This window comes from Kitasatospora sp. NPDC052868 (assembly GCF_044547105.1).
In the GTDB taxonomy this organism is placed as follows: Bacteria; Actinomycetota; Actinomycetes; order Streptomycetales; family Streptomycetaceae; genus Kitasatospora.
Genome location: NZ_JBITZW010000008.1, coordinates 292,905 through 318,348 on the forward strand (window position 1 = coordinate 292,905; position 25,444 = coordinate 318,348).

The window sequence follows — 25,444 nt, forward strand, 5'->3', positions numbered from 1 at the left end:
CGCATCTCAGCGAGAGGTTACCCGGGAGGACCGACATCGATAGCACCGTTTTTCGTGCGAAGAGATGCGACGAGATCAGTTCTCTCTCAGATCCATAGTTGCAAACATCTTCAAGTGATCACGATGGCACCGGCTTCGAACTTCTCCGGTCATCCTCGGTGGACGGCCCGCAACCCTCCCTACATTCGGAGCCCAACAGCCACCACGCACGGGAGGAGCAAGACGATGGCGAACCTGGAGACGTCCCTCAAGGAGGCCATGGGCATCGACGGCGCGATCGGCGTCGCCCTGGTCGACTACGGCAGCGGCATGGCGCTCGGCACCCTCGGCGGGGACACCGGCGAGCTGGACCTCAACGTCGCCGCCGCCGGCAACACCGACCTGGTCCGGGCCAAGATGCGGACCATGGAGATGCTCAGCCTCCACGACAACGAGATCGAGGACATCCTGGTCAGCCTGACCAGCCAGTACCACCTGGTCCGCCCGCTCACCACGCAGAACGGCCGCGGCCTGTTCCTCTTCCTGGCGCTCAACCGCGGCCGCTCCAACCTCGCCATGGCCCGCCACCAGCTCAAGCGGATCGAACTCGCACTGGAGATCTGACCGGCCTGCCACCAGGGAGGGGAGAGTCGTGGCGGTAGCGCTGTACCAGGCGAAGGCCGAGTTCTTCCGGATGCTCGGCCACCCCGTCCGGATCCGGGTCCTCGAGCTGCTGCAGGCCGGGCCGACGCCCGTGCGCGACCTGCTGGGGGAGCTGGAGGTCGAACCGTCCAGCCTCTCCCAGCAGCTCGCGGTGCTGCGCCGGTCCGGCATCGTCACCGCCACCCGCGAGGGCGGCACGGTGGTGTACGCCCTGGCCGGCGGGGACGTCGCCGACCTGCTGCGGGCGGCCCGGCGGATCCTGACGGTGCTCCTCGCCGACCAGCACCGGCTGCTCGCCGAGCTGCGGGCGGCCGCCGACTGACCGGCCCCGCCGGGCCCGCCCGTCAGCCGCGCAGCATCTCCCCCAGGGCCGCCGCCAGCCGCTCGTACTCCTCCGGCCGGTTGTACAGCTGCGCGCTGACCCGCAGCACGCCGCCGCCCGCCCAGGGACGCACCGCGATCCGCACCGCCGCCCGATCCCACAGCCAGGCCATCACCGCGCGGGCGTCCGCCTCGACCTCGCCCCGCCCCGGCGGCAGCCGCAGTGCGCGCATCGGCACGCCCGCCTGGCCCGGCAGCGGCCGCAGCCCGGCGCGTTCGGCCAGCACCCGCTGCCCGTGTTCGGCGAGCCGGTCGTTGTGTGCGCGCACCCGCTCGGCGCCGAGCCCGTGCAGCACCTCGAAGCCGGCCGGGGCGGCCAGCCACGGCGTGTAGTCGACGGTGCCGCGCCACTCGACGGCGGCCGGGAAGCCCCCGGCGTGCTCCCAGGACACGGCGAGCGGGCGGACCCTGCCGGCCCACTCGGGGCGGACCGCGAGCAGGCCGGTGGCCCGCGGGGCGAAGGCCCACTTGTGCAGGTTGCCGACCCAGAAGTCGGCGGCCTCGTCGATCGGGTCGGTGAAGGTGCCGGGGGCGTGGGCGCCGTCCACCACGGTGGTCACCCCGCGCCCGCGCAGGTCGGCGAGCAGCTCGGGGGAGGCGATCCGGCGGGCGCCGACCGAGGTGATCTGGTCCAGGACGGCCAGCACCGTGCGGTCGTCCACCCCGGCCAGGACGGCCTCGCGGACGGTGTCCTCGTCCGGGGCGTCCAGCGGCAGCGGGACGACGTGCACCTCGGCGCCCGTCTCCGCCGCGCGCCGGCGCACCGCCAGCTCGACCGCGCCGTACCCGTGGTCGGTGAGCAGGATCCGGTCCCCGGCCGCCAGCGGGACGGAGTCCAGCGCGATGGCGATGCCCTCGGTGACGTTGCCGACCAGCACCGACCGGTCCGGGTCCGCGCCGAGCTCGGCGGCGAGCCCGACCCGGGCCGCGGCCACCCGGGCCGGCAGGTCGGCGAAGAAGCCGTCCGGGTCGCGTTCCATCTCCCTGCGCAGCCGCTCCTGGACCCGCTGGACCGGAACGGGGACGGCGCCGTAGGAGCCGTGGTTGAGGTGCGCCGTCTCCCGGTCCAGCGTGAACAGACCGTCCGTGTCCGGCAGGGGGGCCGGGGGCTCGACGGTCCGCGGGGCCTCGATCACGATTCCTCCGTCATGATGTGTGACATTTCACATGACATAATACTGGTGAGCCGACCGCCTCGCGGAGACCATCGGGCGGTGACCATCACCGACCCCTTTCTCTCCCTCAGCGCCCGCACCGGCCGCTTCACCTACGGCGCCCCGCGCGCGTTCGTCCTCGCCGGGGACGGCAGCCGGCTGCTCCTGCTGCGCTCGACCGGCTCCGAGGACCCGGTCGACCGGCTCCGGCTGCTCGACCTGGCCACCGGTCAGGAGCGCCTGGTCGCCGACCCCGCCGGGCTCGCCCCGGAGCGCACCGGCGACCGGGACGACCTGCCGGCCGTCGAGCGCCGCCTGCGCGAGCGTATCCGGCTCACCGCGGCCGGCATAGGCTCGTTCGCCGCCACCGCCGACTGCGCGACCGCCGTCTTCGCCCTGGACGGCCGGCTGTTCCGCACCGACACCGCCACCGGCGCCACCACCGAACTCCCCACCGCCGGACCGGCCTTCGACCCGCGCCCGGCCCCGGACGGCCGACGGATCGCCTACGTCGCCGGGGACGCGCTGTACGTCCACCCCGACCCCCGCCCGCTCAGCCCGGCCGACGGCGCCCGCTGGGGCGTCGCCGAGTTCGCCGCCGCCGAGGAGCTGGGCCGCTCCCGGGGCCACTGGTGGCGCCCGGACGGCGGCGCGCTGCTGGCCGCCCGGGTGGACGAGTCCGACCTGCCCCGGCGCTACTTCGCCGACCCGGCCCGGCCGGCCGAGCCGTCCGAGGACTTCGCCTACCCGCAGGCCGGCGGGCCCAACGCCGAGGTGCGGCTCTGGATCCTCGGCCTCGACGGCACCCGGGTCCAACTGCACTGGGACACCGAGGCGTTCCCCTACCTCTGCGCCGCCGAATGGGCCTCCGACGAGGAGATCCTGCTCACCGTCGCCGACCGCCTGCAGCAGAACGTGCTGCTGCTCGGCGCCGACCCGGCCACCGGCGTGTGCACCGAACTCTCCCGCACCACCGACGAGTTCTGGGTGGACGACCTGCCCGGCACCCCGGCCCGGCTGGACGGCGGCCGACTGCTGACCGTACTCGACACCCCCGAGGCCCGCGGCCTGGCGGTGGACGGCAAGCCGCTCAACACCACCGGACTGCAGATCCGCCGGGTGGTCGGCCGGCTGCGCGGGCGGCTGCTCTGCGAGACCGGCGAGGGCGACCCGGCCGACCAGCACGTCCACCTGATCGACCCGGACGGCGGCGCGCCCGAGCGGCTCAGCACCGGCCCCGGCGTCCACTCGGCCCTCGCCGCCGGCGAGACCCTGCTGCTCACCTCCGCCGGTCCGGACGGGGTCCGCCGCCGGGTGCTGTTCCGGGGCGAGGAGATCGAGCTCGCCGACCACGCCGCCGCGCTGCCCTACCGGGTCACCCCGCAGCTCGCCCGGGTCACCGAACTCGCCCTGCCCACCGCCGTCGTGTACCCGCGCGAGCACCGGGCCGGCGAGCGGCTGCCCGTCCTGCTGGACGTCTACGGCGGGCCCGGCTTCCAGGCCGTGGCCAACGAGCCGCGCCGCTGGCAGCTCCGCCAGTGGTGGGCCGACCAGGGCTTCGCCGTGGTCACCACCGACAACCGGGGCACCCCCTTCGTCTCCCCCGACTTCACCCGGGCGATCTTCCGCCGGTTCTCCCAGGTGGCGCTGGACGACCAGGTGGCCGCCCTGCACGCGCTCGCCGCCACCCACCCCGACCTCGACCTCACCCGGGTCGCCGTGCGCGGCTGGTCCTACGGCGGCTACTTCGCGGCGCTCGCCGTCCTGCGCCGCCCGGACGTCTTCCACGCCGCCTGCGCGGGCGCGGCACCGACCGACTTCCGCCAGTACGACACCGCGTACACCGAGCGCTACCTCGGCCTGCCGCAGGACAACCCCGAGGGCTACGCGGCCGACTGCCTGGTCGACGACGCGCCCGGCCTCTCCCGGCCGCTGCTGCTGATCCACGGCCTGGCCGACGACAACGTCCACCCCTCGCACACCCTGCTGCTCTCCCAGGCGCTCACCCGGGCCGGCCGGGCGCACCGCGTGCTGCCGCTGCCGGGCATCACCCACATGACCCCGAACGGGGTGAACGAACAGCTCACGGCCGCCGAACTCGCCTTCCTGCGCGAGACCGTCGGGTGATCCGTTGAGTTCACCGGTACCGCCTGCCACACTCCGGGTGCGGTGCCCGCACGGGCGCCGCACCCGACGGGGGAGGCAGGACGGATGAGGATCGCCAGACCGGGACCGGTCTCCGCACGGAAGTGGACCCCGCTGACCGTCGCCAACGGCGCGCTGGCCTTCGCCCTGGAGCTGGGGCTGCTCGCGGCGCTCGCCCTCTGGGGCTTCGGGACGGGCTCGGGGCCGGTGGCCAGGACGCTGCTGGGCGTCGGCGCACCGGCGCTGGCGATCCTGGTCTGGGGGCTGTTCCTGGCGGCGGGCGGACCGAGGGTGCGGCTGCCGGTGGCCGCCGAGATCGCGCTCAAGCTGCTGGTGCTGGCCCTCGGCGCGCTGGCCCTGGACGCCGCCGGGCACCCGGCGGCCGGCCTGGTGTTCGGCGGCCTCGCGCTGCTCAGCGTCGCCGTGGAGTACACCGCGAGGTGACGGACCGGCCTCCGGAAGGGGCGTCGTGCGGACCCACCGCACGACGCCCCTTCCGCATGCGCCCACCGGGCGGCCATCGGTTTGCCCACCGGTGTACCCACTTCTGTGCCCACTGATGCGCCAACACTCTTCCGTGTGACCCATGACATGTGAAATATTACCTGCGCCCATCCGGTCACCCCCATCTCCCCGAAAGGACCGGTCAGTTGCGCAGACTGTCCGCGGTACTCGCGGCAGCGCTCACCACGAGCGCGATAGCGGCCACCCTCCTCGGCACCCCCGCCCAGGCCGCACCCCCCTCCCCCGCCGCCACCATCGCGGCCCAGAGCGCGCAGGAGGGCGGCGCCGAAGCCCCGCCCGGCCCGCTCGCCCCCCAGGAGCGCGAGCGCCAGTCGCTGCGCACCAAGGCCCTGGAGCAGCTCAACAAGGGCGCGGTCGCCAAGACCTCCGACAAGCGGGCGCCCGCCAAGGTGAAGGTCGGCAACGACTACGTCCAGCTCGCGCAGCAGCGCAAGGACAAGGTCTTCGTCATCCTCGCCCAGTTCGGCGACGAGGTGGACAACTCCACCCTCTACAACGGCCAGCCCCGCTACGCCGGCACCCCCGGCCCGCGTGCCAACACCATCCCCAAGCCCGACAAGAGCGACAACCACACGCTCTGGAGCAAGGACTTCAGCCGGGACTACTACCAGCAGCTGTTCTTCGACGACCGGCCCGGCGCCGTGTCGATGCGCAACTACTACCGCACCCAGTCCTCCGGCCGGTACGACATCGAGGGCACCGTCAGCAACTGGGTGACCCTGCCGTACAACGAGGCCCGCTACGGCAGCAACAAGGGCCCGCAGGGCTCCGGCGCCTGGACCCAGGGGCAGGAGTTCATCCGGGACGCGGTCAAGGCCTGGTACGACGGCGAGGTCGCCAAGGGCCGCTCCGCCGCGGACGTCAAGGCCGAGCTGGCCCAGTACGACGTCTACGACCGCTACGACCACGACAAGGACGGCGAGTTCAACCAGCCGGACGGCTACCTGGACAACGTCGTCGTCGTGCACGCCGGCGTCGACGAGACCTGGGGCGGTGGCGCCCAGGGCGCCGACGCCCTGTGGGCGCACCGCAGTTGGGCCTTCCCGGACGCGTCCGGGCAGACCGGTCCGACCGGCAACAAGATCGGCGGCGCGCCGGTCGGCGACACCGGCCTGTACGTCTACGACTACGTCCAGGGCGGCGAGAACAGCGGCGTCGGCCTGTTCGCCCACGAGTTCGGCCACAACCTCGGCCTGCCCGACCTGTACAGCACCAGCGGCGGCGACAACAGCGTCAACTTCTGGTCGCTGATGTCCTCCGGCTCGTACCTGGGCAAGGAGAAGAACACCACCGGCGCCTACCCGGGCGACCTCGACGCCTGGAGCAAGCTGCAGTTCGGCTGGCTCAACTACGACGAGGCGCAGGCCGCGACCCGCTCCAGCCACGCGCTCGGGGTCAGCAGCTACAACACCGACCAGGCCCAGGCCGTCCTGGTCCACCTGCCGGACAGCACCACCACGACCGACCTCGCCGACCCGTTCCAGGGCGGCCGGCAGTGGTGGAGCGACACCGGTGACAACCTCGACAACGCGCTGGCCCGCACCGTCGACCTGCGGTCGGTGAGCGGCCCGGCCGCACTCGACGCCGCCGCCTGGTACGACATCGAGCAGGACTACGACTTCCTGACCGTCGAGGCCTCCACCGACGAGGGCAAGACCTGGAAGGCCCTCGGCGGCACCGTCGACGGCGCCCCGATCGGCACCACCGCCGCCAACACGCCTGGCTTCAGCGGCACTTCGGGCACGTACCGGAAGGTGCACATCCCGCTGGACGGCTACGCCGGCCAGCAGGTGCGGCTGCGGTTCCACGTCACCTCCGACAACAACACGCACGGCCGGGGCGTGCTCGTCGACGCCGTCCGGATCACCGCCGGCGACACCGAGCTGTTCGCCGACGGCGCCGAGAACGGCGCGGGCGACTGGACGGCCACCGGCTTCTCGGTCATCACCGGCCGCGCCGCCGTCAAGCAGCACCCGCGGGCCTACATCGTCGAGAACCGCCGCTACACCGGCTACGGCGCCTTCCTCAAGACCGGCCCGTACAACTTCGGGTACTCGGGCGTCGAGGGCAAGCAGAACATCGTCGACAACTACCCGTACCAGGAGGGCGTGCTCATCTGGCTCTGGGACACCGCGTACGGCGACAACAACACCAAGGACCACCTGGGCGGCGGCCTGATCCTGCCGATCGACGCCCACCCGGCGCCGATCCGCTTCAAGGACGGCACCCTGGTCAACGGCCGCGCGCAGACCTTCGACGCGACCTTCTCGCTCAAGCCCACCACGGCGTTCACCCTGCACAAGGCGGGCGTCGCGGTGAAGGTCCCGTCCGAGCCCGCCGTCCCGGCCTTCAACGACCGCACCGGCGTGTACAGCGACCCGGCCACCCCGCAGCTCGGGGTGAAGGTGCCCGACACCAACACCAAGATCGAGGTGGTCCGCGAGACCCACGGCGGCCAGCTCACCACCGTCAGGGTCGGCCCGGCCTCCTGACCCCGGCAGCAGCAGAAGGCCTCGGTCCCCGCTCAGGAGCGGGGGCCGAGGCCTTCTGCCTTGGTCCCGGCCGGGCGCGGCCCTCGTGAGGTTCCCCGCCGCGCCCGACCGGGGGTCGGTGGGAGGACTACCGCCGCAGCGGGCCCTCACAGGTGTAGTCGGCGGTGCCGGCCTGGCCGGAGGGCCAGACGTCGACCTTGCCGAACCAGCAGTTCATGTCGGCCAGGTTGTTGGCCGCCGCGCCGCCGCGACCGAGCAGGAAGTAGTCGACGGTGCCGGCCATGTCCCCCCGGACCCGGCCCGCATCGGCCGCGTTGGTGAGGTTGGCCGTGATGCGGCCCGTGCAGGTGAAGCGCATCTTGTTGTTCCAGTCGCCGTTGTCCTTGCAGGTCGGCGAGTTGGACGTGGCCGCGGCCAGCGCGGCCTGCACCTCGGAGGCGTAGGCGTACTGGAGCGAGCCGTTCGGGGCGTAGCGGGTCACCGGGACGAGCAGCTTCTCCGCCAGCGGGATCTCCGCGTCCAGGAAGGCCGAGTACTCGCGCTGCAGCGCCGCGTCCCGGCCCAGGCGGTCGCGCCAGGCGTCGTAGCCGGCACGGTCGTCGGCCCGCATGAGGCGGTACATCTCGGCCAGCTGGTCGGGGTGCTTCTCGCCCAGCAGGTTGAAGAAGGTCGCCGCGTACGGGTAGACCGTGAAGCCCCGCGAGGCCCAGGTGGCCTGGAGGATCTGGGCGATGGTCAGACGGGCGGCGCCGTACCCCTCCACCGAGGCGATCTGGTTGACCATCATCTTGCGCGCCTTGACGCCCCCGTCACGGGTGGAGCCGGCGAAGTACTCGGCGGTTCCCTCGTTCATGGCGAAGGTGGAGTCGTCGGTCCAGCGGGCGGAGTTGGCGGGGCCGGGGATGGCCCAGCGGGCGTTGAGGTAGTGGGTGTACTCGTGCCGGAACAGCTCCTCCAGGCTGAAGTACGACTCCTCGCTGGTGCGCTGGTAGGTGTAGAAGGTGGAACGGCCCTCCACGAACATGCCGCCGTTGTTGACGTCACCGATCCCGAAGAGCAGGTTCTGCAGGTTGATGTAGCTGGACTTGGTGCCGTACAGCTGGATTTCCAGGGTGGGGTTGGGGTCGTCGGCCACCGGCCGGTCGGTCCCGATCACCCGGAAGAACTGGGCCTTGACCTGCTTGGTCGCGTAGTACAGCTGGTCGGCGGTGGCCCGGTCGAGCGGGGTGTGGATGATCAGGCCGCCGTTGTCGTAGCTGTACGTGTTCGGCAGGATCTCCTTCTGGACGTCGGCCCGGCAGACGTTGTACTGGCCGCAGGTCCCCATCTCGTTGAGCCACACGCCGAGGCTGGCCCAGGGCTTGCTGAGCCGGCCGAAGACATCGGTGACCTGCGTGAAGGTCTGGCCCGCCTGGTCGCGCAGCCCGGACTTGAGCGCGTCGATGGTGCTGAACCGGCCGTACTCCAGCATCGCGTCGCCGGCCGCCCACTCGCTGCCGGTGCCCTTGAGGTGCCGGTAGCCCGCGTACGCCCGGAAGGCCTCGCGGTAGCCGGTGTCGGCGGCCACGGCGGCCCGGAACAGCCCCTGCGGGTCGTCCCCCTCGTTGTAGACGCCCTGGAAGTTGAGCTGCAGGGCGCTCTGGACGGCCCAGTTCCAGCCGTAGTCGCCGACCGCGGCGCTGCCGGGGGCGAACATCCCGAGGACCCGCTTGACCAGGGGGATGCGGCCGAGCCGGAGGGTCGGCATGGTGCCGGTCTGCAGCAGCTCGCCCATCGCGCTGCCCGCGGCGGTGGTCGGCTCGAACACCCTGGGGTTGGCGGTGTAGCGGGCGATCGCCCGGTCGAGGGCCGCCGTGGTCACGGCGTCGCGGATGTCGATCACGTCGTGGTGGTAGAAGTCGAACAGCACCGCGACGTGCAGGAAGTACCAGAGTTCCCTCTGGTTCAGGTTGTCGGCGCTGTCGAAGGACGGCGCCAGATCGCTGATCCGGTCGGCCACCGCCCGGACGTGGGCGCCGGTCATCACCTTGGCGAACCGCGCGTCCCAGCTGGTCAGCAGCGGCAGCAGGCACTCCTGGTACGGGTGCCGGCGGTCGGCGAGGAAGTCGGCCAGCTCACCCGGGGTGAGTGCGCTGAACCGCTCGACGGTGCAGGGTGCGGCCTGGTCCGCGGCGGCGGCGACCGGCGCCGTGCCGGCCGGCGCCGCGGCCTGCGGCGCGGCGGTGGTCGGCTGGAGGGCCGCGGCGCCGGGCCAGCCGCCGGGACCGGCCGAGAAGGCGCCGGCCGGCGCGGCGGCCTGGTGGGCCACCTCGCCGTCGGGGCCGTACGCGGCCTGGCCGAAGGCCCCGCCCGGGGTGGCGGCGGAGGCGGCGCCGGCGGCAGCGGCGGCGGGGTTGCCGGCCGCCTGCGCGCTCTGGACGAGCGGCGCGGCCAGGGTTGCGGCGAGTGCGATCGAGAGCATGGTGGTGCGCATGCGTCGCGTGGAAGACACCAATGACTCCTGCGAGTGTGGGGTGATGGGCAGTTGGTGTCGTGCAGGAACCCCGTACCGACCCGTGGGGATTGTGGAGGCGGGCGGCACGAGGGACCGGGCCCGGGCGCGGCGGGGAGAGGTGTGCGCCCGGGCGGGGCCGGCCGGGTGGAAGGAACGGCCGGATCAGGCCCGTACGGGCCCACCGCGGAAGCGGTTGAACGGCAGGCCCGTACGGGGGTCTTGGGGAGCGGGGTCTACCGCCGCAGCGGGCCCTCGCAGGTGTAGTCGGCGGTGCCCGCCGTGCCCGAGGGCCAGACGTCGACCTTGCCGAAGGTGCAGTTCATGTCGTTGAAGTTGTTGGCGACGTCCTTGGTCCTGGTGAGGATGAAGTAGTCGACCGTGCCGGACATGTCCTTGAAGACCTTGTCCTGGCTGCCCGCGTCGGACAGGTTGGCGGTGATCCGGCCGGTGCAGACGAAGCGCATCGGCTTGTTGTCCCAGTCGCCGTTGTCCTTGCAGTTCGGCGTGTTGGAGGTGGCCAGCGCGAAGGCGGACTGCACCTCGGAGGCGTAGGCGTACTTCAGCGAGCCGTTCGGCGTGAAGGCCGTCTGCGGCACGTACAGGTTGTTCACCGCGGCGATCTGGGCGTCCAGGAAGGCGCTGTACTGCGCCTGGAGCGCGGCGTCCGCGCCGACCCGGTTGCGCCAGGCGTCGAAGCCCGCCGGGTCGTCGGCCCGCTGGTAGCCGTACATCTCGCGGATCAGCGAGGGGTGCTGCTGCCACAGGAACTCGAAGAACGTGCCGGCGTAGTTGTAGAAGTGGAACGCCGGGGTGTCCGTGTAGGTGGCGTGGATCAGCTCGTTGACGGTCATCCGCGGCAGGCCCTTGGCCTCGTCGGCGGCGAGCTTGGCGACCAGCGACCTCCGCACCAGGATGCCCTGGTCGCGGGTGGCGCCGTCGAAGAACTCGGCCGTGCCCTCGTCCATCGCGGTGGTCTTGTCGCCCGCGTACCAGCGCGGCTCGTTGAAGTAACCGGGCGTCGCCCAGCGGCCGTTGAGGTAGTGCACGTACTCGTGCCGGAACAGCTCCTCCAGCGTGAGCTGGGAGTCCTGCGGCACCCTGCGCTGGTAGGTGTAGAAGGTGGCGCCGCGCTCGATGTACATGCCGCCGTTGGCGGTGGAGTAGCCGGTGAGCACCGGCTGGTACACCTCGTAGTCGGCGCGCGAGGCGTAGAGGTGGATGTGCAGCGTGGAGTTGACGTCCCCGGCCAGCGGCACATCGGTGCCCAGCACCCTGAAGTACTGGCTCTTCACCTGCTTGCTGGCGTAGTACATCTGGTCGACGGTGGCCTTGTCGAGAGCCGTGCGGACCTCGATCGCGCCGTTGTCGTACCGGTAGGTGTTGGGGAAGATCCGCGCCTCGAGCTGGTCGGTGCAGACGCCGTACTGCGCGCAGACGTTGAAGTAGGCGGCCCAGCCGATGAGCTTCACCCACGGGTCGGAGAACTCGCCGAAGGCCGTCTTCGCCGCGTCGAGCAGCGGGCCGAGCTCGACGGTGACGCCGTCCCGCAGCTGGGCTATCTGGCCGAAGCGACCGGCCTCCGCCATCGCGTCGCGGGCCACCCAGGCGTTCCTGGTGCCCTTGAGGTGGCCGTAGGAGGCGAAGGCCCGGAAGGACGTGCGGTAGCCGCCGTCCGCGGCCACGGCCGCCGTGAACGCCGGGTCCTGGTCGCGGATGCCCAGGTAGTTCAGGTTGAGCGCGGCGAGCGCGGCCTTGCCCCACAGGACGTTGTCGGCGACGGTGGTGCCCGGGGCGAGGACGGCCAGGATCCGGCTCGCCACCTGGAGGTTGTGCTGGCGCAGGCCGAAGCTGCCGGCCGTGATGGCCAGCTCCCGGATCGTCGCCGCGGCGCGGTCGGTGACGTCGAAGGCGTGGGCACTGCCGGTGTACGCCTCGATCGCCCGCTGGATCGCCGCCAGGGTGGGCGCGTCGGTGACGTCGATCTCGGCGCGGCTGTAGTCGTGGTAGACGGTGGCGTGCAGGAAGGTCCACAGCTCGTACAGGTGCGAGGCGCCGGTGCCGTCGTCCGCGGCCGCGAGCCGGGTGATCCGGTCGGCGACCGCCTGCACGTGGGCGTCGTCCATGGTGGTGGCGAAGCGGGCGTCCCAGGTCCACAGGAGGGAGGTCAGACAGCCGTCGGCGCTCACCGCCGGGTCGGTCAGGAAGTCGGCCAGCTGCGCCGGCCCGAGGCCGGTCATGCCGTCGAGCGTGCAGGGCACCCCGGCGGCCGTGGTGGCCGGCGCGGCGGCGGTGGCGGTGGCCGGGCCGTCCGCCGTCGGGGCGGGCGCGCCGACGTGGTCGGGCAGCAGGCCGGGGACGAGCGCGTCGCCGAGCGAACCGCCGCCGGGCGCGGGGGCGGCGGTGCCGGCCCTGGCGACGGCGTCGCCCAGGCGGTCCACCTCGTCGTAGCCGGTCCGGGCGCCGTCGAAAGTCCCGGCGGTGGACGGCGCGCCGGTGGACGGCGTACCCGTGGACGGCGCGCCGGCAGGCTGGGTGCCGACGGACTGGGTGCCGACGGCCGGCTGCGCGGCACCGAACGCCTGCGCGCTCTGGACGAGCGGCAGCGTGAGGGTGGCGGCCATCGCGGCCGCGAGCAGAACTCTTCGGCCGGTACGGGAAGTTGACACCAGTGCTCCTGGGATGTGGAGGTGTGGGGGGGTGGAGCGGTGTACCTGTGCAAACGCGAAAGGGCGCGGTGTGGGGTGCGACCTCTGGCGGGTGTTGCGCCCGTCGGGCACATCTGGGGCTGCACCGCCGGGCGTGGGGCGCCGGCGGTACAGCGGCAGACGGGCCCGAAGGACCTTCAGGCCGCGGCCTAGGCCTCCGGGAAGTGGCAGGCCGCCTCCCGGGTGCCCGGTCCGGCGATCTGCAGCAGCGGCCGCTCGGTGCGGCAGACCTCCTGCACCTTCGGGCAGCGCGGGTGGAAGCTGCACCCGCTCGGCGGGTTCGCCGGACTCGGCGGGTCGCCGAGCAGCACGATCCGCTCCCGGGCCCGCTCCGCCGCCGGGTCGGGCAGCGGCACGGCGGAGAGCAGCGCCCGGGTGTAGGGGTGGGCCGGGTTGCCGTAGACCTCCGCCTTGTCGCCGATCTCGACGATCCGGCCGAGGTACATCACCGCGACCCGGTCGCAGACCCGCTTGACCACCGAGAGGTCGTGGGCGATGAAGATGTACGCCAGGCCTAGCTCCTTCTGCAGGCGCTCCATCAGGTTGACCACCTGGGCCTGGATGGAGACGTCCAGCGCGGAGACCGGCTCGTCGGCGACCACCAGCCGCGGCGAGGTGGCCAGCGAGCGGGCGATGCCGATCCGCTGCGCCTGGCCGCCGGAGAACTCGTGCGGGTAGCGGTCCAGGTGCTCGGGGATCAGCCCGACCAGCTCCATCAGCTCCGCCGCCCGCTTGCGCGCGTCGGCCGCGCCGGTGCCCTGGACCAGCAGCGGCTCGGAGATGATCCGGGCCACCGTCTGCCGGGGGTTGAGCGAGGAGTACGGGTCCTGGAACACCATCTGCAGGTCCCGGCGGTGCGGGCGCAGCTGGGCCTGGGTCAGTCCGCCGATCTCGGTGCCGTCGAAGTCGACGGTGCCGGAGGTCGGGTCGATCAGCCGGACGACCATGCGCCCGGTGGTGGACTTGCCGCAGCCGGACTCGCCGACCAGGCCGAGGGTCTCGCCGGCGCCGACGTCGAAGCTGACGCCGTCCACGGCCCGGACGGGCGCGCCGGGCCGGCCGGTGCGGGACCGCCGTCCGGGGAAGGTCTTGACCAGGTCCCGGACGGACAGCAGGGGCTCGGTCATCCGAGGGCTCCTTCCGCCACCAGCGGCAGATGGCAGGCGGCCTGGTGGCCGGTGGAGAGCGGCCCGAACTGCGGGCGCTCGGCGAGGCAGCGGGCGTGCTCCGGTGCGGTGGCGGCGGTGGTGCGGGCGCAGCGCGGGGCGAAGGAGCAGCCCGGGGAGGGGTTGATCAGCGACGGCGGGCTGCCGGGGATGGCCCGCAGCGGGGCGTCGTCGGTGTCGTCGAGGCGGGGCAACGAGTCGAGCAGCCCGCGGGTGTACGGGTGCGCGGGTGCGCCGAACAGCCTTTCCACGGGGGCCTGTTCGGCGGCCCGGCCGCCGTACATGACCATGACCTCGTGGGCGACCCGGGCGACCACGCCGAGGTCGTGGGTGATCATCACGACGCCGAGGCCGCGGTCCTGTTGGATCTTGGCGATCAGGTCGAGGATCTGGGCCTGGACGGTGACGTCGAGAGCGGTGGTGGGCTCGTCGGCGATCAGCAGGTCCGGCTCGCAGGCGAGGGCCATGGCGATCATCACGCGCTGGCGCATGCCGCCGGAGAACTGGTGCGGGTACTCGTCCACCCGGCGGGCGGGTTCGGGGATGCCGACCTCGCCGAGCATCTCGATCGCGCGCTGGCGGCCCGCCTTGCGGGAGGCCTTGAAGTGGATCCGGTAGTGCTCGGCGATCTGCTCGCCGACGGTGTAGAAGGGGTGCAGGCTGGAGAGCGGGTCCTGGAAGATCATGGCGATCCGCCGGCCCCGGACGGTGCCGAGTTCCCGCTCGCTCAAGCCGTTGAGCTCCTGGCCGTTCAGCCGGATCGAGCCGGTGACGCTGGCGCCGCGGTGCAGGCCCATGACGGCCAGCGAGGTGACGGACTTGCCGCTGCCGGACTCGCCGACCAGGCCGAGCGTCCGTCCGGCCTCGACGGCGAAACTGATGCCGTCGACGGCCTGGACGAGGCCGCGCGGGGTGTTGAACGCGACCCTGAGGTCGTCGACCTCCAGGAGAGCGCCGTGCCCTCCGATGAGCTCGCTTCGCTCGCCCATGGTCAGTACCTCACTCTCGGGTCGACGTATGCGTAGAGCACGTCGACCAGCAGGTTCGCGGCGACGATGAAGAAGGCCGCGAGCAGGGTGACGCCGAGGATGACGGGCTGGTCGGAGCGGAGCAGGCCGTCGTAGAAGAGCCGTCCGATGCCGGGCAGGCCGAAGATGGACTCGGTGATCACGGCGCCGGCCAGCAGGCCGCCGAGGTCCATGCCGAAGATGGTGAGGATCGGCGTCATGCCGGAGCGCAGCCCGTGCTTGACGGTGACGGTCCGGGACGGCAGCCCCTTGGCCCGGGCCGTGCGGATGTACGGCTCGGCCATCGCCTCGATCATCGAGTTGCGGCTCTGCCGGGCGTACATGGCCGCGTACAGCAGGGCCAGGGCGGTCCAGGGCAGCAGCAGGTTGGACGCCCAGGCGACCGGGCCGTCGGTGAAGTCGTGGTACGCGGGGTAGGGCAGCAGGCCGGCGGTCCGGACGACGCCCCAGATCAGCATGATCGAGGTGAAGTAGACCGGCAGCGAGGCGGTGCCGACCGAAAGCACCATCAGCGTTCGGTCGGTGAGGCTGCCCTTGCGCAGCGCCGAGGTGACGCCGGCGCCGAGGCCGAGCAGCAGCCAGAGCACGGACGCGCCGAGGGCGAGCGACACGGAGACCGGCAGGCGGTCGACGAGCAGGTCCCAGACCGGCAGCGAGTACTCGTAGGAGTAGCCGAGGCAGGGGAAGCCGCAGTGGACGGCGCTCAGGCCGCTGCCGTAGTCGCGGCCGGCCACGATGCCGGAGAGGTAGGAGCCGAACTGCTCCCAGATCGGCGCGTCGAGGCCCATCGCGGCCTTGACCTCGGCGAGCCGCTCGGGGCTGCAGGTCTTGCCGCAGGCGGCCGCGGCCGGGTCGTTCGGCAGCAGGTAGAAGATGGTGAAGGTGATGGCGCAGATGGCCAGCAGGATGCCGGCCACGCCGAGCAGTCTGCGGCCGAGGAAGAGGATCACGACCGGCCTCCCCGGGGGTCGAGGATGTCCCGCAGCGCGTCGCCGAGCAGGGTGAAGGCGAGCACGGCGATGAAGAGGAAGGCCGTCGGGATCAGGAAGTACGTCGGGTCGATCTCGTAGTGCACGATGGACTCGGCGATCATCTGGCCCCAGGAGGCCGTGGGCGGGCGGACGCCTACGCCGAGGTAGGACAGGGCCGCCTCGGTGGCGATCATGCCGGGGATCAGCAGCGTGGTGTACGCGATGATCGGGCCGGAGACGTTCGGCAGGATCTCCCGGGTGAGGATGCGCCAGGAGCGCGCGCCGCCGACCTTGGCGGCCTCGACGTACTCGCGGTGCTTGAGCGAGAGGGTCTGGCCACGGACCACGCGGGCGATGCCGGGCCAGCCGAACACGCCGATCACCAGGGTCATCAGCAGGATCCGGTTGACGTCCTTGGCCACCGACATCATCGCGATCATGAAGATCAGCGACGGGAACGACATCGTGAGGTCCATCAGCCGGGACAGCACGGTGTCGACGCGGCCGCCGAAGTAGCCGGACGCGATACCGGCCAGGGTGCCGGAGACCACGACCACGGCGGTGGCGGTGAAGGCGATGATCAGCGACACCTGGCCGCCGTGCAGGACCCGGGCGAACAGGTCGCGGCCGGTGACCGGCTCGACGCCGAACCAGTGCCGGGCGCCGATGCCGCCGAAGTCTCCGATGGGCACGCCGCCCAGGTACGGGTCGATGGCCCGCTTGTCGAACTCCTCGGGGGACCAGCCGCCGAGCGCGCTCAGCGGACCGGCCAGGGCCGCCATCAGCACCAGGACGCCGACGGTGATCAGGCCGAACCGGGCCGAACCGCGGGCCCAGAGCTGGTCCCAGACCAGCCGCCAGGGCCCGCGCCCGGCCTTCTCGGGGCCCGCCGCCGCGACGGGCGCGGCGGCGGGCTCAGTGGAAGTACTACTCATGGCGAAAGATCCCTCAGCCCTGGCTCTTCGAGGGGTCCTTGAGGCCGATCACGGCCATGTCGATCATGCCGGCGTAGCCGGAGTTGCCGAACGCGCCGGCCACGTTGGTGCCGGCCAGCAACGGGCGGCGCTGCCACATCAGCGGGACGGCCGGGGCCTTCTTCATCAGGTCCTCGTCCAGCTGCGCCCAGGCCTTGTTGGCCTCGTTGACGTCTGTCATGGCCGCGATCTGGTCCATCCGGTCCATCGTGGCCTGGTCGCGGAACTGGCTGTAGTTGCCCTGGTTGCCCTTCTCCTTGATGGTCCGGCCGTCGAACAGGAACGGGAAGAAGGTCGCGGCGGACGGGTAGTCCGGGCACCAGCCGTTGATGGTCAGCTCAGGGGCGTTCTTGGTGTCGCCGAGGGTGTCGGTGAAGGCCGACGGGTCGACGGTGTTGACGGTGACCTGGATGCCGGCCTTGCTCAGCGACTGCTGGATGGCCTCGCCGCGGGTCTTGTCACCGAGCGAGACGGTGAGCGAGAGCTTGAGGTCGGACTTGCCGGCCGCCTTCAGCATGGCCTTGGCCTTCTCCGGGTCGCCGGCGGCGGGGATCTTCAGCGGGTCGGCCTTGGTGCCGCCGTTCAGCGACGGCGGCAGGAAGGAGGTGGCGACGTCGGCCATCGCGGGGCCGCCGAACGCGGTGACCTGGGCCTCCTTGTCGACGGCGTACATCATCGCCTCGCGGACCTTCGGGTCGTCGAAGGGCGCCTTGGAGGTGTTCAGGTAGAGGCTGTCGGTACAGCCGGTGCGCTCGGCCACCATGCGGGCCTTGACGTCCGCCTTGGGCAGCACCTTCGGCACGGACTCGGGGCGCATCCACGGCATCTCGATGGCGGAGGCGTCGGCGCCGTCGCTGGCGATGATGCGGTCGTCGACCTGGCCGCCCTTGAGGCCCTGGGTCACCACGATCTTGTCCGGGTAGGCCTTGCGGACCGGGTCGCCGGCGGGGTCCCAGTTGGTGTTGCGGACCAGCACCAGCTGCTTGCCGCGGTCGTAGGTCTCGATCTTGTACGGGCCGGAGGAGAACGGCCGGATGTCGTACTGGGTGCCCTTCTCCTGGGCCTGCGGCACCGGGGAGAACGTCGGCAGGGTCGCGGTGTAGGCGAACTCGGCGACCGGGCGCTTGAGGCGGAAGACGATGGTCTTGTCGTCCGGCGTCTCGATGCTCGACAGGTGCTCGCCGGTCAGCGGGCCCTTGTAGTTCTCGCCGCCGGCCAGGTACTGGGCGGCGTAGTCGGGGCCGCCGGTGAGGTCGGGGGAGAACGAGCGCTCGACGTTGTACTTGATGTCGGCGGACTTGATCGGGCTGCCGTCCTCGTACTTGAGCCCGTCCTTCAGGGTGAAGGTCCAGGTCTTCCCGCCGTCCGACGGGCGGCCGGTGTCCGTGGCGAGGTCCGGTACGATCTCGCTTCCGGCGGCGCCCGGCTCGGCCTTGAAGGTGACCAGGGTGCGGTAGATCAGGCGGGTGCCGAAGTCCATGTGCGGCAGCGTCCAGTTGCGGGCCGGGTCGAGGTGCGCGAAGTCCTGGTTGGTCAGCACGGTGAGGGTGCCGCCCTTGACCGGCGTGCCGCCGATGATCGTCCCGGTCTCGGCGCCCGGGCCCTTGGTGGCGCTCGGCGCGGCGTCCCCGCCGGTGTCGCTCTTGTCGTTGCTGCAGGCCCCGAGGCCGAGGGTCAGTGTGGCTGCGATGGCCGCCGCGAGGGCGGCGTGGGTGCGCCTGGTCATGTGCAACTCCGCAATGGGGGGCCGGAGGTGAAGGCCCGTGACTCGCCCCGGGGCAGGTCCGGGGCCAGACCGGGAGGGCGACTTCAGGGGTCTAGCCGCTCCACGGTGTGACCCGTAACATAGTAATGTGAAATTGCACTGCACAAGAGGTGGCGGCTCCCGTTACCGACCTGTGTCCGTGCAGCACCCCCAGCCCCTTTAGGAGTACCTCCGGTGACCCTCCGTCAGACCGGTCTCAACACCGGCAGCCACGACCTCCCCGTCTCCCCCGCCCTGGACGCCTTCATGGGCACCGCCTGGGCGCCCACCCCGCTCCCCGCCGAGCAGCGCGTTCCCGGGTACGCCGTCATGCCGCGCCGCCGGGCCCGGCTGTCCGCCGCCTTCCCGGGCGAGCGGCTGATCGTCCCGGCCGGGGAGCTCAAGGTCCGCAGCAACGACGAGGACTACCGCTTCCGCCCGCACAGCGCGTACGCCTGGTTGACCGGCCTCACCGGCGAGGACCAGGTCGGACACATCCTCGTCCTGGAGCCCTCCGGCCCGGAGGGCCACGAGCCGGTGCTCTACCTGCGCCCGCGCTCCCCGCGCGGCGGCCCCAACCGGGGCTCGGAGTTCTACCGCGACCGCCGCTACGGCGAGTTCTGGGTCGGGCGCCGCCCCGACCTCGCCGAGGCCTCCCGGCTCACCGGCGTGCGCACCGAGCACCTCGACGACCTGGAGAAGCTGCTCACCGGCCCGCAGCCCGCCACCCGGGTGCTGGCCGGCGTCGACCCCGCGCTGGACGCCGTCACCGAGCGGCCCGGCTCGCCCGCCCTGGCCGCGGGCGACGGCCGGCTCGCCTCCGTCCTGTCCGAGCTGCGCCTGGTCAAGGACTCCTGGGAGGTCGAGCAGCTCCAGCTCTCCGTCGACCACACCGTGCTGGGCTTCCAGGACGTCGTCCGCGCGCTGCCCACCGCCCTGCAGCACACCCGCGGCGAGCGCTGGATCGAGGGCGTCTTCAACCTGCGCGCCCGCGCCGAGGGCAACGGCACCGGCTACGACACCATCGCCGCGTCCGGCGCCCACGCCTGCGTCCTGCACTGGATCCGCAACGACGGCGCGCTCGACCCGAACGCGCTGCTGCTGCTCGACGCCGGCGTGGAGACCGACACCCTCTACACCGCCGACATCACCCGCACCCTCCCGCTCAGCGGCACCTTCTCCCCCGTCCAGCGCCAGGCGTACGAGCTGGTCCTCGCCGCCCAGGACGCCGGCATCGCCGCGCTCCGGCCCGGCGCCAGCTTCCGCGACTTCCACCGCGCCGCCATGCGGGTCATCGCCGAGGGCCTCGCCGACTGGGGCGTCCTGCGCGTCCCCGCCGAGCAGGCCCTCCAGGAGGACAGCGGCATCTTCCGCCGCTACACCCTCTGCAGCACCGGCCACATGCTCGGCCTCGACGTGCACGACTGCGCCAAGGCCCGCGCCGAGACCTACCTGGACGGCGTCCTGGAGGAGGGCCAGGTCCTCACCGTCGAGCCGGGCCTCTACCTCCAGCCCGACGACGAGACCCTTCCCCCCGAGCTGCGCGGCCTCGGCATCCGCATCGAGGACGACCTGGTGATCACCGCCGACGGCGCCCACCTGATGTCCGGCGCGCTCCCCCGCACGGCCGACGGCGTCGAGTCCTGGATGGCGAACCTGCTGTCCTGACCGCCGGCCCGCCGAAGGGGTGCACGGGCGCGGGCGCGCCGCGCGGTCAGCGGCGCGCCCGTGACGGGAGCGGTCCGGACCGCTCAGGCCCCGCGGCGGATCAGCCCCCGCCCGCGCGCCTCGCGCACCGCCGCGGTCCGCGAGTCCACCCCCAACTTCACGTAGATGTGCACCAGATGGGATTTCACGGTGGCCTGGCTGAGGTGCAGGTGCTGACTGATCTGCCGGTTCGTCAGCCCGTCCGCCACCAGCCCGAGCACCTCCGTCTCCCGCGCGCTCAGCGCCGCCGCGGGCGTCCGCATCCGCTCCAGCAGCCGGTCCGCCACGGTGGCCGCCAGGGCCGTCCGCCCCGCCGCCGCCGACCGGACGGCCCGGGCCAGCTCCTCCGGCGGCGCGTCCTTCAGCAGGTACCCGGTGGCGCCCGCCTCCAGCGCCGGCACGGTGTCGGCGTCCGTGTCGTAGGTGGTGACGATGAGCACCCGGGGCGCCCCGGGCCGGGCGGTGATCGCCGCGGTGGCCTGCGCGCCGTTCATCGCGGAGCCCGGCCCGAACTGCAGGTCCATCAGCACCACGTCCACCGCCAGCTCGCCGGCCAGCTCGACGGCGCGCTCCGCCGTGGCCGCCTCGGCGACGATGGCGAGGTCCGGCTCGGCCTCCAGCACCGCCCGCAGCCCGGCCCGGACCACCGGGTGGTCGTCGGCGAGCAGCAGGCGGATCACCCCGCCGGTCACGGCCGCTCCCCGGCGGCGACCGGCAGCAGCACGGCGAGCGCCGTGCCCTCCCCCGGGGCGGACTCCACGGTGAAGGTGCCGCCGAGCGCCCTGGCCCGCGCCCGCATCGACGGCAGGCCGAAGCCCCCGTCGGCCGCCGGCCCGCCGGCCGCCCCCGGCCCCGCTCCCGCGCCGGCCCCCGCCGGGTCGAACCCGGCCCCGTCGTCGAACACGTCGAGTGCCACCTCCCCCTCCATGTAGCTGAGCGTCACCTCGGCGCGCGAGGCGTGCGCGTGCCGCACGGTGTTGCCGAGCGCCGACTGCGCGATCCGCAGCAGCGCCACCTCCTGCGGCACCGGCAGCCCCACCGGATCCCCGGAGACGTGCAGATGGACCGGAAGGCCGCTGTGCGCGGTCGTGGTGGCGCACAGCCGGCCCAGCGCGACCGGCAGCGAGGCGTCGTCCAGGCCGGGCGGGGTGAGCGCGCGCACGAAGCGGCGCGCCTCCTCCAGGTTGTCCTGGGCCGCCTGCCGGGCCTGCTCGACGTAGCCGCCGGCGGCCTCGGTGCGCTCCGGCAGGGCCCGCTGGGCGGCGCGCAGCAGCAGCTGGATGCTGGAGAGGCTCTGCGCGAGGGTGTCGTGGATCTCCCGGGCCAGCCGCTCCCGCTCGGCCAGCACCCCCGCCGCGTGGTGGGCGGCGGCCGCGTCGGCGCGGGCGGCGGTCAGCTCGTCGATGAGCCGGCGCCGCTCCTCGCTCTCCCGGTAGAGCGCCTGGTAGCCGCGTACGGTGGCGGTGGCGACGGCGGCCCCGAGCGCCGGGCCGATGGCCGCCGCGGCGGTGAGGGCGTGCTGGTGCCAGGAGTAGGCGGTGATCGCCGCCACGGCGGTGGCGGCGACGGCTGCGGGCCCGGTCCGGCGGCCGAGCAGGTGCAGCTCCAGGAAGTACAGCGGGAAGGCCAGCCAGACCCCGTCCGGGGTGGTGACCAGCAGCGCTGCCCAGGCGGCCCCCAGCAGTCCGAGCCAGAGTGCGGCGGCCCGCCGCGACCGGCGGACGGCCGCCAGGAACGGGCCTGCCGCGTAGACCGCGGCCATCGCGAGCGCGGCGGAGGCGACCGCTGCCGGATCGCCGCCGCGGCCGGCCGCGGCGCGGGCCACGGCGAGCCCGAGCAGGCCCGCCACCAGCAGGTGCAGGCAGACCTGGAGTACGCGGGCGACGGGGGTGGTGCGGGGTTGTTCGGTCGCCATCCGTCCAGCCTAGGAGCAGCCCCGCCGTCCGGCATCAATCAAAAGGTTGAACTCCGCTTCCGCCCTTGGACGCCGAGGATCCAATCCCCGGTGCGATGCCCGCGCCGCCCCGCCCCGGCCACTGTGGGGAGCGTCGTACTGGGACCGGAGAAAGGGCTCGTCGTGTTCGTCGCCTGGAGGGATCTGGGGTTCGCCAAGGGGCGGTTCGCCCTGATGGGGAGCGTCATCGTACTGATCACCGTGCTGGTCGGCCTGTTGTCCGGCCTGACCGCCGGCCTCGGGCGGCAGAACATCTCGGCGATCACCGGGCTGCCCGCCGACCACCTGGCCTTCTCCCGGCCGGCCGACGGCCAGAAGCTCTCCTTCACCGACTCCCAGGTCACGCCCGAGCAGTGGCAGGGCTGGGCACGGGAGCCGGGCGTCACCGCGGCGCAGCCGCTCGGCATCGCCACCACCAAGGCGGCGGCCGGGCAGCGCACCGCCGCGCTCGCCGCCTTCGGGGTGCCCGAGGGCTCCGCCCTCGCCCCTCCGGGCGCGCAGCCCGGCTCCGGCCGGGTCGTCCTGTCGAAGGCCGCCGCCGACCAGCTGGGCGGCCTGCGGCCGGGCGCCGAGCTGACCCTGGCGGGCCGCCCGCTGCAGGTCGCGGCGGTGGCCGGCGACGCCTCGTACAGCCACACCCCGGTCGTCTGGACCGGCCTCGGCGACTGGCAGCAGCTCGCCCCGGGCGGCGCCGGGCACGCCACGGTGATCGCCCTCACCACCGCCGCCGGCGCGGACCTCGCCGCCGCCGACTCCCGGTACGGCACCGAGACCCGCGACCGCGACGGCGCACTCGCCGCGATCGGCTCCTACACCTCGGAGAACGGCTCGCTGCAGCTGATGCGCGGGTTCCTGTTCGCCATCTCGGCCCTGGTCATCGGCGCCTTCTTCACCGTCTGGACGATCCAGCGCAGCGGCGACGTCGCCGTGCTCAAGGCGCTCGGCGCCTCCACCGGCTACCTGCTGAAGGACGCGCTCGGCCAGGCCGTCCTGCTGCTGGTGCTCGGCACGGCCGCGGGTACCGCGGTCGCACTCGCCGCCGGGGCGGTGATCGGCTCGGCCGTGCCGTTCGTCCTGGACGCCCCGACCCTGCTGTTCCCGGCCGCCGTGATGATCGTGCTCGGCGCGGTCGGCGCGGCCCTGTCCATCCGGCGGATCACCTCCGTCGACCCGCTGACCGCCCTGGGGAACGCCCGATGAGCCTGCACCTCGACCGCATCACCCTCACCTACCCGGACGGCGACGGCCGGCTCACCGCCCTGGACGAGGTCTCGCTCACCGTCCCCAAGGGCTCGCTCACGGCGGTGGTCGGCCCGTCCGGCTCCGGCAAGTCCAGCCTGCTGGCCGTCGCCGCGACGCTGATCGCCCCGGACCGCGGCCGGGTGGTGGTCGACGGCGTCGACACCACCGGGCTGGGCCGCGCCGGGCTCACCGCGCTGCGCCGGCACCGGATCGGCGTCGTCTTCCAGCAGGCCAACCTGCTGCCCTCGCTGACCGCGGCCGAACAGCTCCAGGTGATGGCCCACCTGGACGGCCGCTCCCCGCGCGCCGCCCTCCCCCGGGCCCTCGAACTCCTCGCCGCGGTGGGCCTGCGCGACCAGGCCGCCCGCCGGCCGCACCAGCTCTCCGGCGGTCAGCGCCAGCGCGTCAACATCGCCCGCGCCCTGATGAACGATCCGACCGTCCTGCTCGTCGACGAGCCGACCAGCGCCCTCGACCACGAACGCGGGTCCGCCGTGATCGACCTGATCACCGAGCTCACCCACCGCCGCGCCACCGCGACCGTACTGGTCACCCACGACCGCACCCATCTGCGGGCCGTCGACCAGGTAGCGGAGGTCCACGACGGCCGGCTGACCGTCCCGGCGGCGGCCTGAGCTACTTCTTCGTGGTGAGCACGTCGTCCACCGAGAGCGTCACGGACGCCCCGATCGACTCGGGCAGCGTGAACGACTGGCCGGGGTGGTGGACGGCGTGCACCCGGTACTCGCCGTCCTGCGGCTCGGTGAGCACCATGACGCGCTGGTTGGCGCGGTCCACGATGACGTAGACCGGCACCCCGGCGGAGGCGTAGACCGTCGGCTTCCGCTTCAGGTCGTCGCTGAGGTTGGAGGAGGTGACCTCCAGGACGAGGCGGAAGACCGCAGGGTCGTAGCTGTTGTACTCGATCAGTCGGTCGTCGCTGCCCGCGTCGAGAACCGCCAGGTCGGGGACGGCGAAGTCGGACGGCCCGTCCGGCAGCCAGATGCCGACGCCTTGGAAGACCTCCGTCTCGCCGTCGTCCAGCCCTGCCGCGAAGAACAGCTTCATGAGCCTGGTGAGAGACCGGCTGTGAGGGAGGTTGGGCGCGGGCGTCACGGCGATCTGGCTCCCGATGATCTCGACCCGGTAGCCGGGGAACTGCTTGGAGATCAGTTCGGCGGCTTCGAGTAGCGTCGGCTGCTCCATGGGTTCTTCCACTGCTGCGGCGGACATGGAATTCCTCCTGGCTGCCGATGTCGAGAGCATCATCGTAGAGCCCGGGCGCCGATCACCGCCTGATCACCGGTGTTCACCCGAACGAGTGCCGCAGGCCGTTACCGCGACCGCAGCCGCAGACCCGGCGGGGCCGCCTCCGGCGACTCCTCCCGGCCGGCCGCCCAGAGCGAGCGGACGTGGCCGAGATGGCGGGACATGCACTCCTCGGCGGCGTCGGCGTCGCCGGAGATCATCAGGTCGAGCAGCTCCAGGTGCTCCTCGGCGGAGGAGACCAGCTCGCCTCGCTGGTCGAGCCGGTTGAGGCCGTAGAGCCGGGAGCGCTTGCGCAGGTCGCCGACGACCTCGACCAGGCGGGCGTTCCCGGCCAGGCCCAGCAGATCGAGGTGGAACTGGCGGTCGGCCTCCAGATAGCCGATCAGGTCGTGCTTGCGGGCCGCCGCGACGATCGCATCGGCCTGCGGGCGCAGGGCCTCCAGCTGCTCGGCGGCGGCGGAGCGGGTGACCCGGCCGATGGTGGGGACCTCGATCAGGGCGCGGATCTCGGTGAAGTCGTCGAGGTCGCGCTCGGTCAGCTCGGTGACCCGGAAGCCCTTGTTGCGGACGGCCTCGACCAGGCCCTCGCGGGCGAGGTCGAGCATGGCCTCGCGGACGGGGGTGGCGGAGACCCCGAAGTCGGCGGCGAGGGCGGGTGCGGAGTAGACGACACCGGGGCGCAGCTCGCCGGAGATGAGGGCGGCGCGCAGCGCGTGGGCGACCTGGTCGCGCAGCCGCTCCTGGACGGAGATCAGGGTGCGGGGTTTGAGGTCGGCCATGGTGTTCCTCCGGTGGTTGCTGAACACCAGCGTACAATGTCACGTTACGTTGAGTGTGCAACAGTCTGGGAT

Annotated in this window: 20 protein-coding genes; 8 read left to right on the top strand and 12 right to left on the bottom strand. The window is 72.7% G+C overall.

Translation table 11 applies throughout. The annotated features are described in order from the left end of the window. The first annotated feature begins 225 nt into the window (after positions 1-225). Together ACIGZJ_RS16595 and ACIGZJ_RS16600 are read left to right on the top strand one after the other, a co-directional pair. Positions 226-603, top strand: coding sequence for a hypothetical protein (locus tag ACIGZJ_RS16595; RefSeq protein ID WP_392933711.1), 378 nt, complete (start codon positions 226-228; stop codon positions 601-603). A gap of 28 nt (positions 604-631) precedes the next feature. Then, on the top strand, positions 632-964 hold the full coding sequence (locus tag ACIGZJ_RS16600) for an ArsR/SmtB family transcription factor (protein ID WP_396457863.1): 333 nt from the start codon (positions 632-634) through the stop codon (positions 962-964). A 22-nt stretch (positions 965-986) separates the two neighbouring features. On the opposite strand, the gene ACIGZJ_RS16605 is transcribed toward ACIGZJ_RS16600, so the two are convergent. Then, positions 987-2,159 (bottom strand): aminotransferase class V-fold PLP-dependent enzyme, encoded by a 1,173-nt coding sequence (locus ACIGZJ_RS16605; RefSeq protein ID WP_396457864.1) that lies wholly within the window; start codon positions 2,157-2,159, stop codon positions 987-989. 78 nt (positions 2,160-2,237) lie between these two features. Between ACIGZJ_RS16605 and ACIGZJ_RS16610 the strand changes: the two genes are divergently transcribed. From ACIGZJ_RS16610 to ACIGZJ_RS16620, 3 genes are all read left to right on the top strand, one after another. Then, the gene (locus ACIGZJ_RS16610; RefSeq protein ID WP_396457865.1) at positions 2,238-4,304 is read left to right on the top strand and encodes a prolyl oligopeptidase family serine peptidase; all 2,067 of its coding nucleotides are present in this window, start codon (positions 2,238-2,240) and stop codon (positions 4,302-4,304) included. 84 nt (positions 4,305-4,388) lie between these two features. Further along, on the top strand, positions 4,389-4,766 hold the full coding sequence (locus ACIGZJ_RS16615) for a DUF2568 domain-containing protein (RefSeq protein ID WP_396457866.1): 378 nt from the start codon (positions 4,389-4,391) through the stop codon (positions 4,764-4,766). Positions 4,767-4,972: 206 nt separating this feature from the next. Then, positions 4,973-7,339: an immune inhibitor A domain-containing protein gene (locus tag ACIGZJ_RS16620; RefSeq protein ID WP_396457867.1), complete on the top strand. Its 2,367-nt coding sequence runs from the start codon at positions 4,973-4,975 to the stop codon at positions 7,337-7,339. 127 nt (positions 7,340-7,466) lie between these two features. Here ACIGZJ_RS16620 and ACIGZJ_RS16625 read toward each other — a convergent pair whose 3' ends face one another. The 7 genes from ACIGZJ_RS16625 to ACIGZJ_RS16655 form a co-directional block, all read right to left on the bottom strand. Then, positions 7,467-9,830 (bottom strand): collagenase, encoded by a 2,364-nt coding sequence (locus ACIGZJ_RS16625; protein ID WP_392933696.1) that lies wholly within the window; start codon positions 9,828-9,830, stop codon positions 7,467-7,469. 236 nt (positions 9,831-10,066) lie between these two features. Further along, positions 10,067-12,499, bottom strand: a complete 2,433-nt coding sequence (locus ACIGZJ_RS16630; protein ID WP_396457868.1) for a collagenase — start codon at positions 12,497-12,499, stop codon at positions 10,067-10,069. A 188-nt stretch (positions 12,500-12,687) separates the two neighbouring features. Then, positions 12,688-13,665: an ABC transporter ATP-binding protein gene (locus ACIGZJ_RS16635; RefSeq protein ID WP_396457869.1), complete on the bottom strand. Its 978-nt coding sequence runs from the start codon at positions 13,663-13,665 to the stop codon at positions 12,688-12,690. After that, entirely contained in the window at positions 13,662-14,693 is a 1,032-nt protein-coding gene (locus tag ACIGZJ_RS16640) for an ABC transporter ATP-binding protein (protein ID WP_396457870.1), read from the bottom strand. Before ACIGZJ_RS16640 ends, ACIGZJ_RS16635 begins: the two co-directional genes overlap by 4 nt. A 2-nt stretch (positions 14,694-14,695) precedes the next feature. Further along, positions 14,696-15,682 carry an ABC transporter permease gene (locus ACIGZJ_RS16645; RefSeq protein WP_392933688.1) on the bottom strand — a complete coding sequence of 329 codons (987 nt, stop codon included), beginning with the start codon at positions 15,680-15,682 and terminating at the stop codon, positions 14,696-14,698. Then, the gene (locus ACIGZJ_RS16650) at positions 15,679-16,638 is read right to left on the bottom strand and encodes an ABC transporter permease (protein WP_396457871.1); all 960 of its coding nucleotides are present in this window, start codon (positions 16,636-16,638) and stop codon (positions 15,679-15,681) included. The genes ACIGZJ_RS16645 and ACIGZJ_RS16650 overlap by 4 nt, the downstream gene beginning before the upstream one ends. 13 nt (positions 16,639-16,651) lie before the next feature. Then, positions 16,652-18,403 (bottom strand): ABC transporter substrate-binding protein, encoded by a 1,752-nt coding sequence (locus ACIGZJ_RS16655; protein ID WP_392933684.1) that lies wholly within the window; start codon positions 18,401-18,403, stop codon positions 16,652-16,654. Between the two features lie 285 nt (positions 18,404-18,688). On the opposite strand from ACIGZJ_RS16655, the gene ACIGZJ_RS16660 reads away from it, so the two are divergent. Then, positions 18,689-20,089 carry an aminopeptidase P family protein gene (locus ACIGZJ_RS16660; protein ID WP_396457926.1) on the top strand — a complete coding sequence of 467 codons (1,401 nt, stop codon included), beginning with the start codon at positions 18,689-18,691 and terminating at the stop codon, positions 20,087-20,089. An 83-nt stretch (positions 20,090-20,172) separates the two neighbouring features. On the opposite strand, the gene ACIGZJ_RS16665 is transcribed toward ACIGZJ_RS16660, so the two are convergent. After that, positions 20,173-20,820: a response regulator gene (locus ACIGZJ_RS16665; RefSeq protein WP_396457872.1), complete on the bottom strand. Its 648-nt coding sequence runs from the start codon at positions 20,818-20,820 to the stop codon at positions 20,173-20,175. Beyond that, complete coding sequence (locus ACIGZJ_RS16670; RefSeq protein WP_396457873.1) at positions 20,817-22,043, bottom strand: sensor histidine kinase; 1,227 nt, start codon at positions 22,041-22,043, stop codon at positions 20,817-20,819. Before ACIGZJ_RS16670 ends, ACIGZJ_RS16665 begins: the two co-directional genes overlap by 4 nt. A gap of 162 nt (positions 22,044-22,205) precedes the next feature. On the opposite strand from ACIGZJ_RS16670, the gene ACIGZJ_RS16675 reads away from it, so the two are divergent. Both ACIGZJ_RS16675 and ACIGZJ_RS16680 read left to right on the top strand, forming a co-directional pair. Continuing rightward, positions 22,206-23,282: an ABC transporter permease gene (locus ACIGZJ_RS16675; RefSeq protein ID WP_396457874.1), complete on the top strand. Its 1,077-nt coding sequence runs from the start codon at positions 22,206-22,208 to the stop codon at positions 23,280-23,282. Next, complete coding sequence (locus ACIGZJ_RS16680) at positions 23,279-23,959, top strand: ABC transporter ATP-binding protein (protein ID WP_396457875.1); 681 nt, start codon at positions 23,279-23,281, stop codon at positions 23,957-23,959. The genes ACIGZJ_RS16675 and ACIGZJ_RS16680 overlap by 4 nt, the downstream gene beginning before the upstream one ends. A gap of 1 nt (position 23,960) precedes the next feature. Here the strand turns inward: ACIGZJ_RS16680 and ACIGZJ_RS16685 are convergent, their stop codons facing one another. Together ACIGZJ_RS16685 and ACIGZJ_RS16690 are read right to left on the bottom strand one after the other, a co-directional pair. Next, positions 23,961-24,557 carry a Uma2 family endonuclease gene (locus ACIGZJ_RS16685; RefSeq protein WP_396457876.1) on the bottom strand — a complete coding sequence of 199 codons (597 nt, stop codon included), beginning with the start codon at positions 24,555-24,557 and terminating at the stop codon, positions 23,961-23,963. A 101-nt stretch (positions 24,558-24,658) separates the two neighbouring features. Then, positions 24,659-25,372: a GntR family transcriptional regulator gene (locus ACIGZJ_RS16690; RefSeq protein WP_396457927.1), complete on the bottom strand. Its 714-nt coding sequence runs from the start codon at positions 25,370-25,372 to the stop codon at positions 24,659-24,661. Positions 25,373-25,444: the final 72 nt, after the last annotated feature.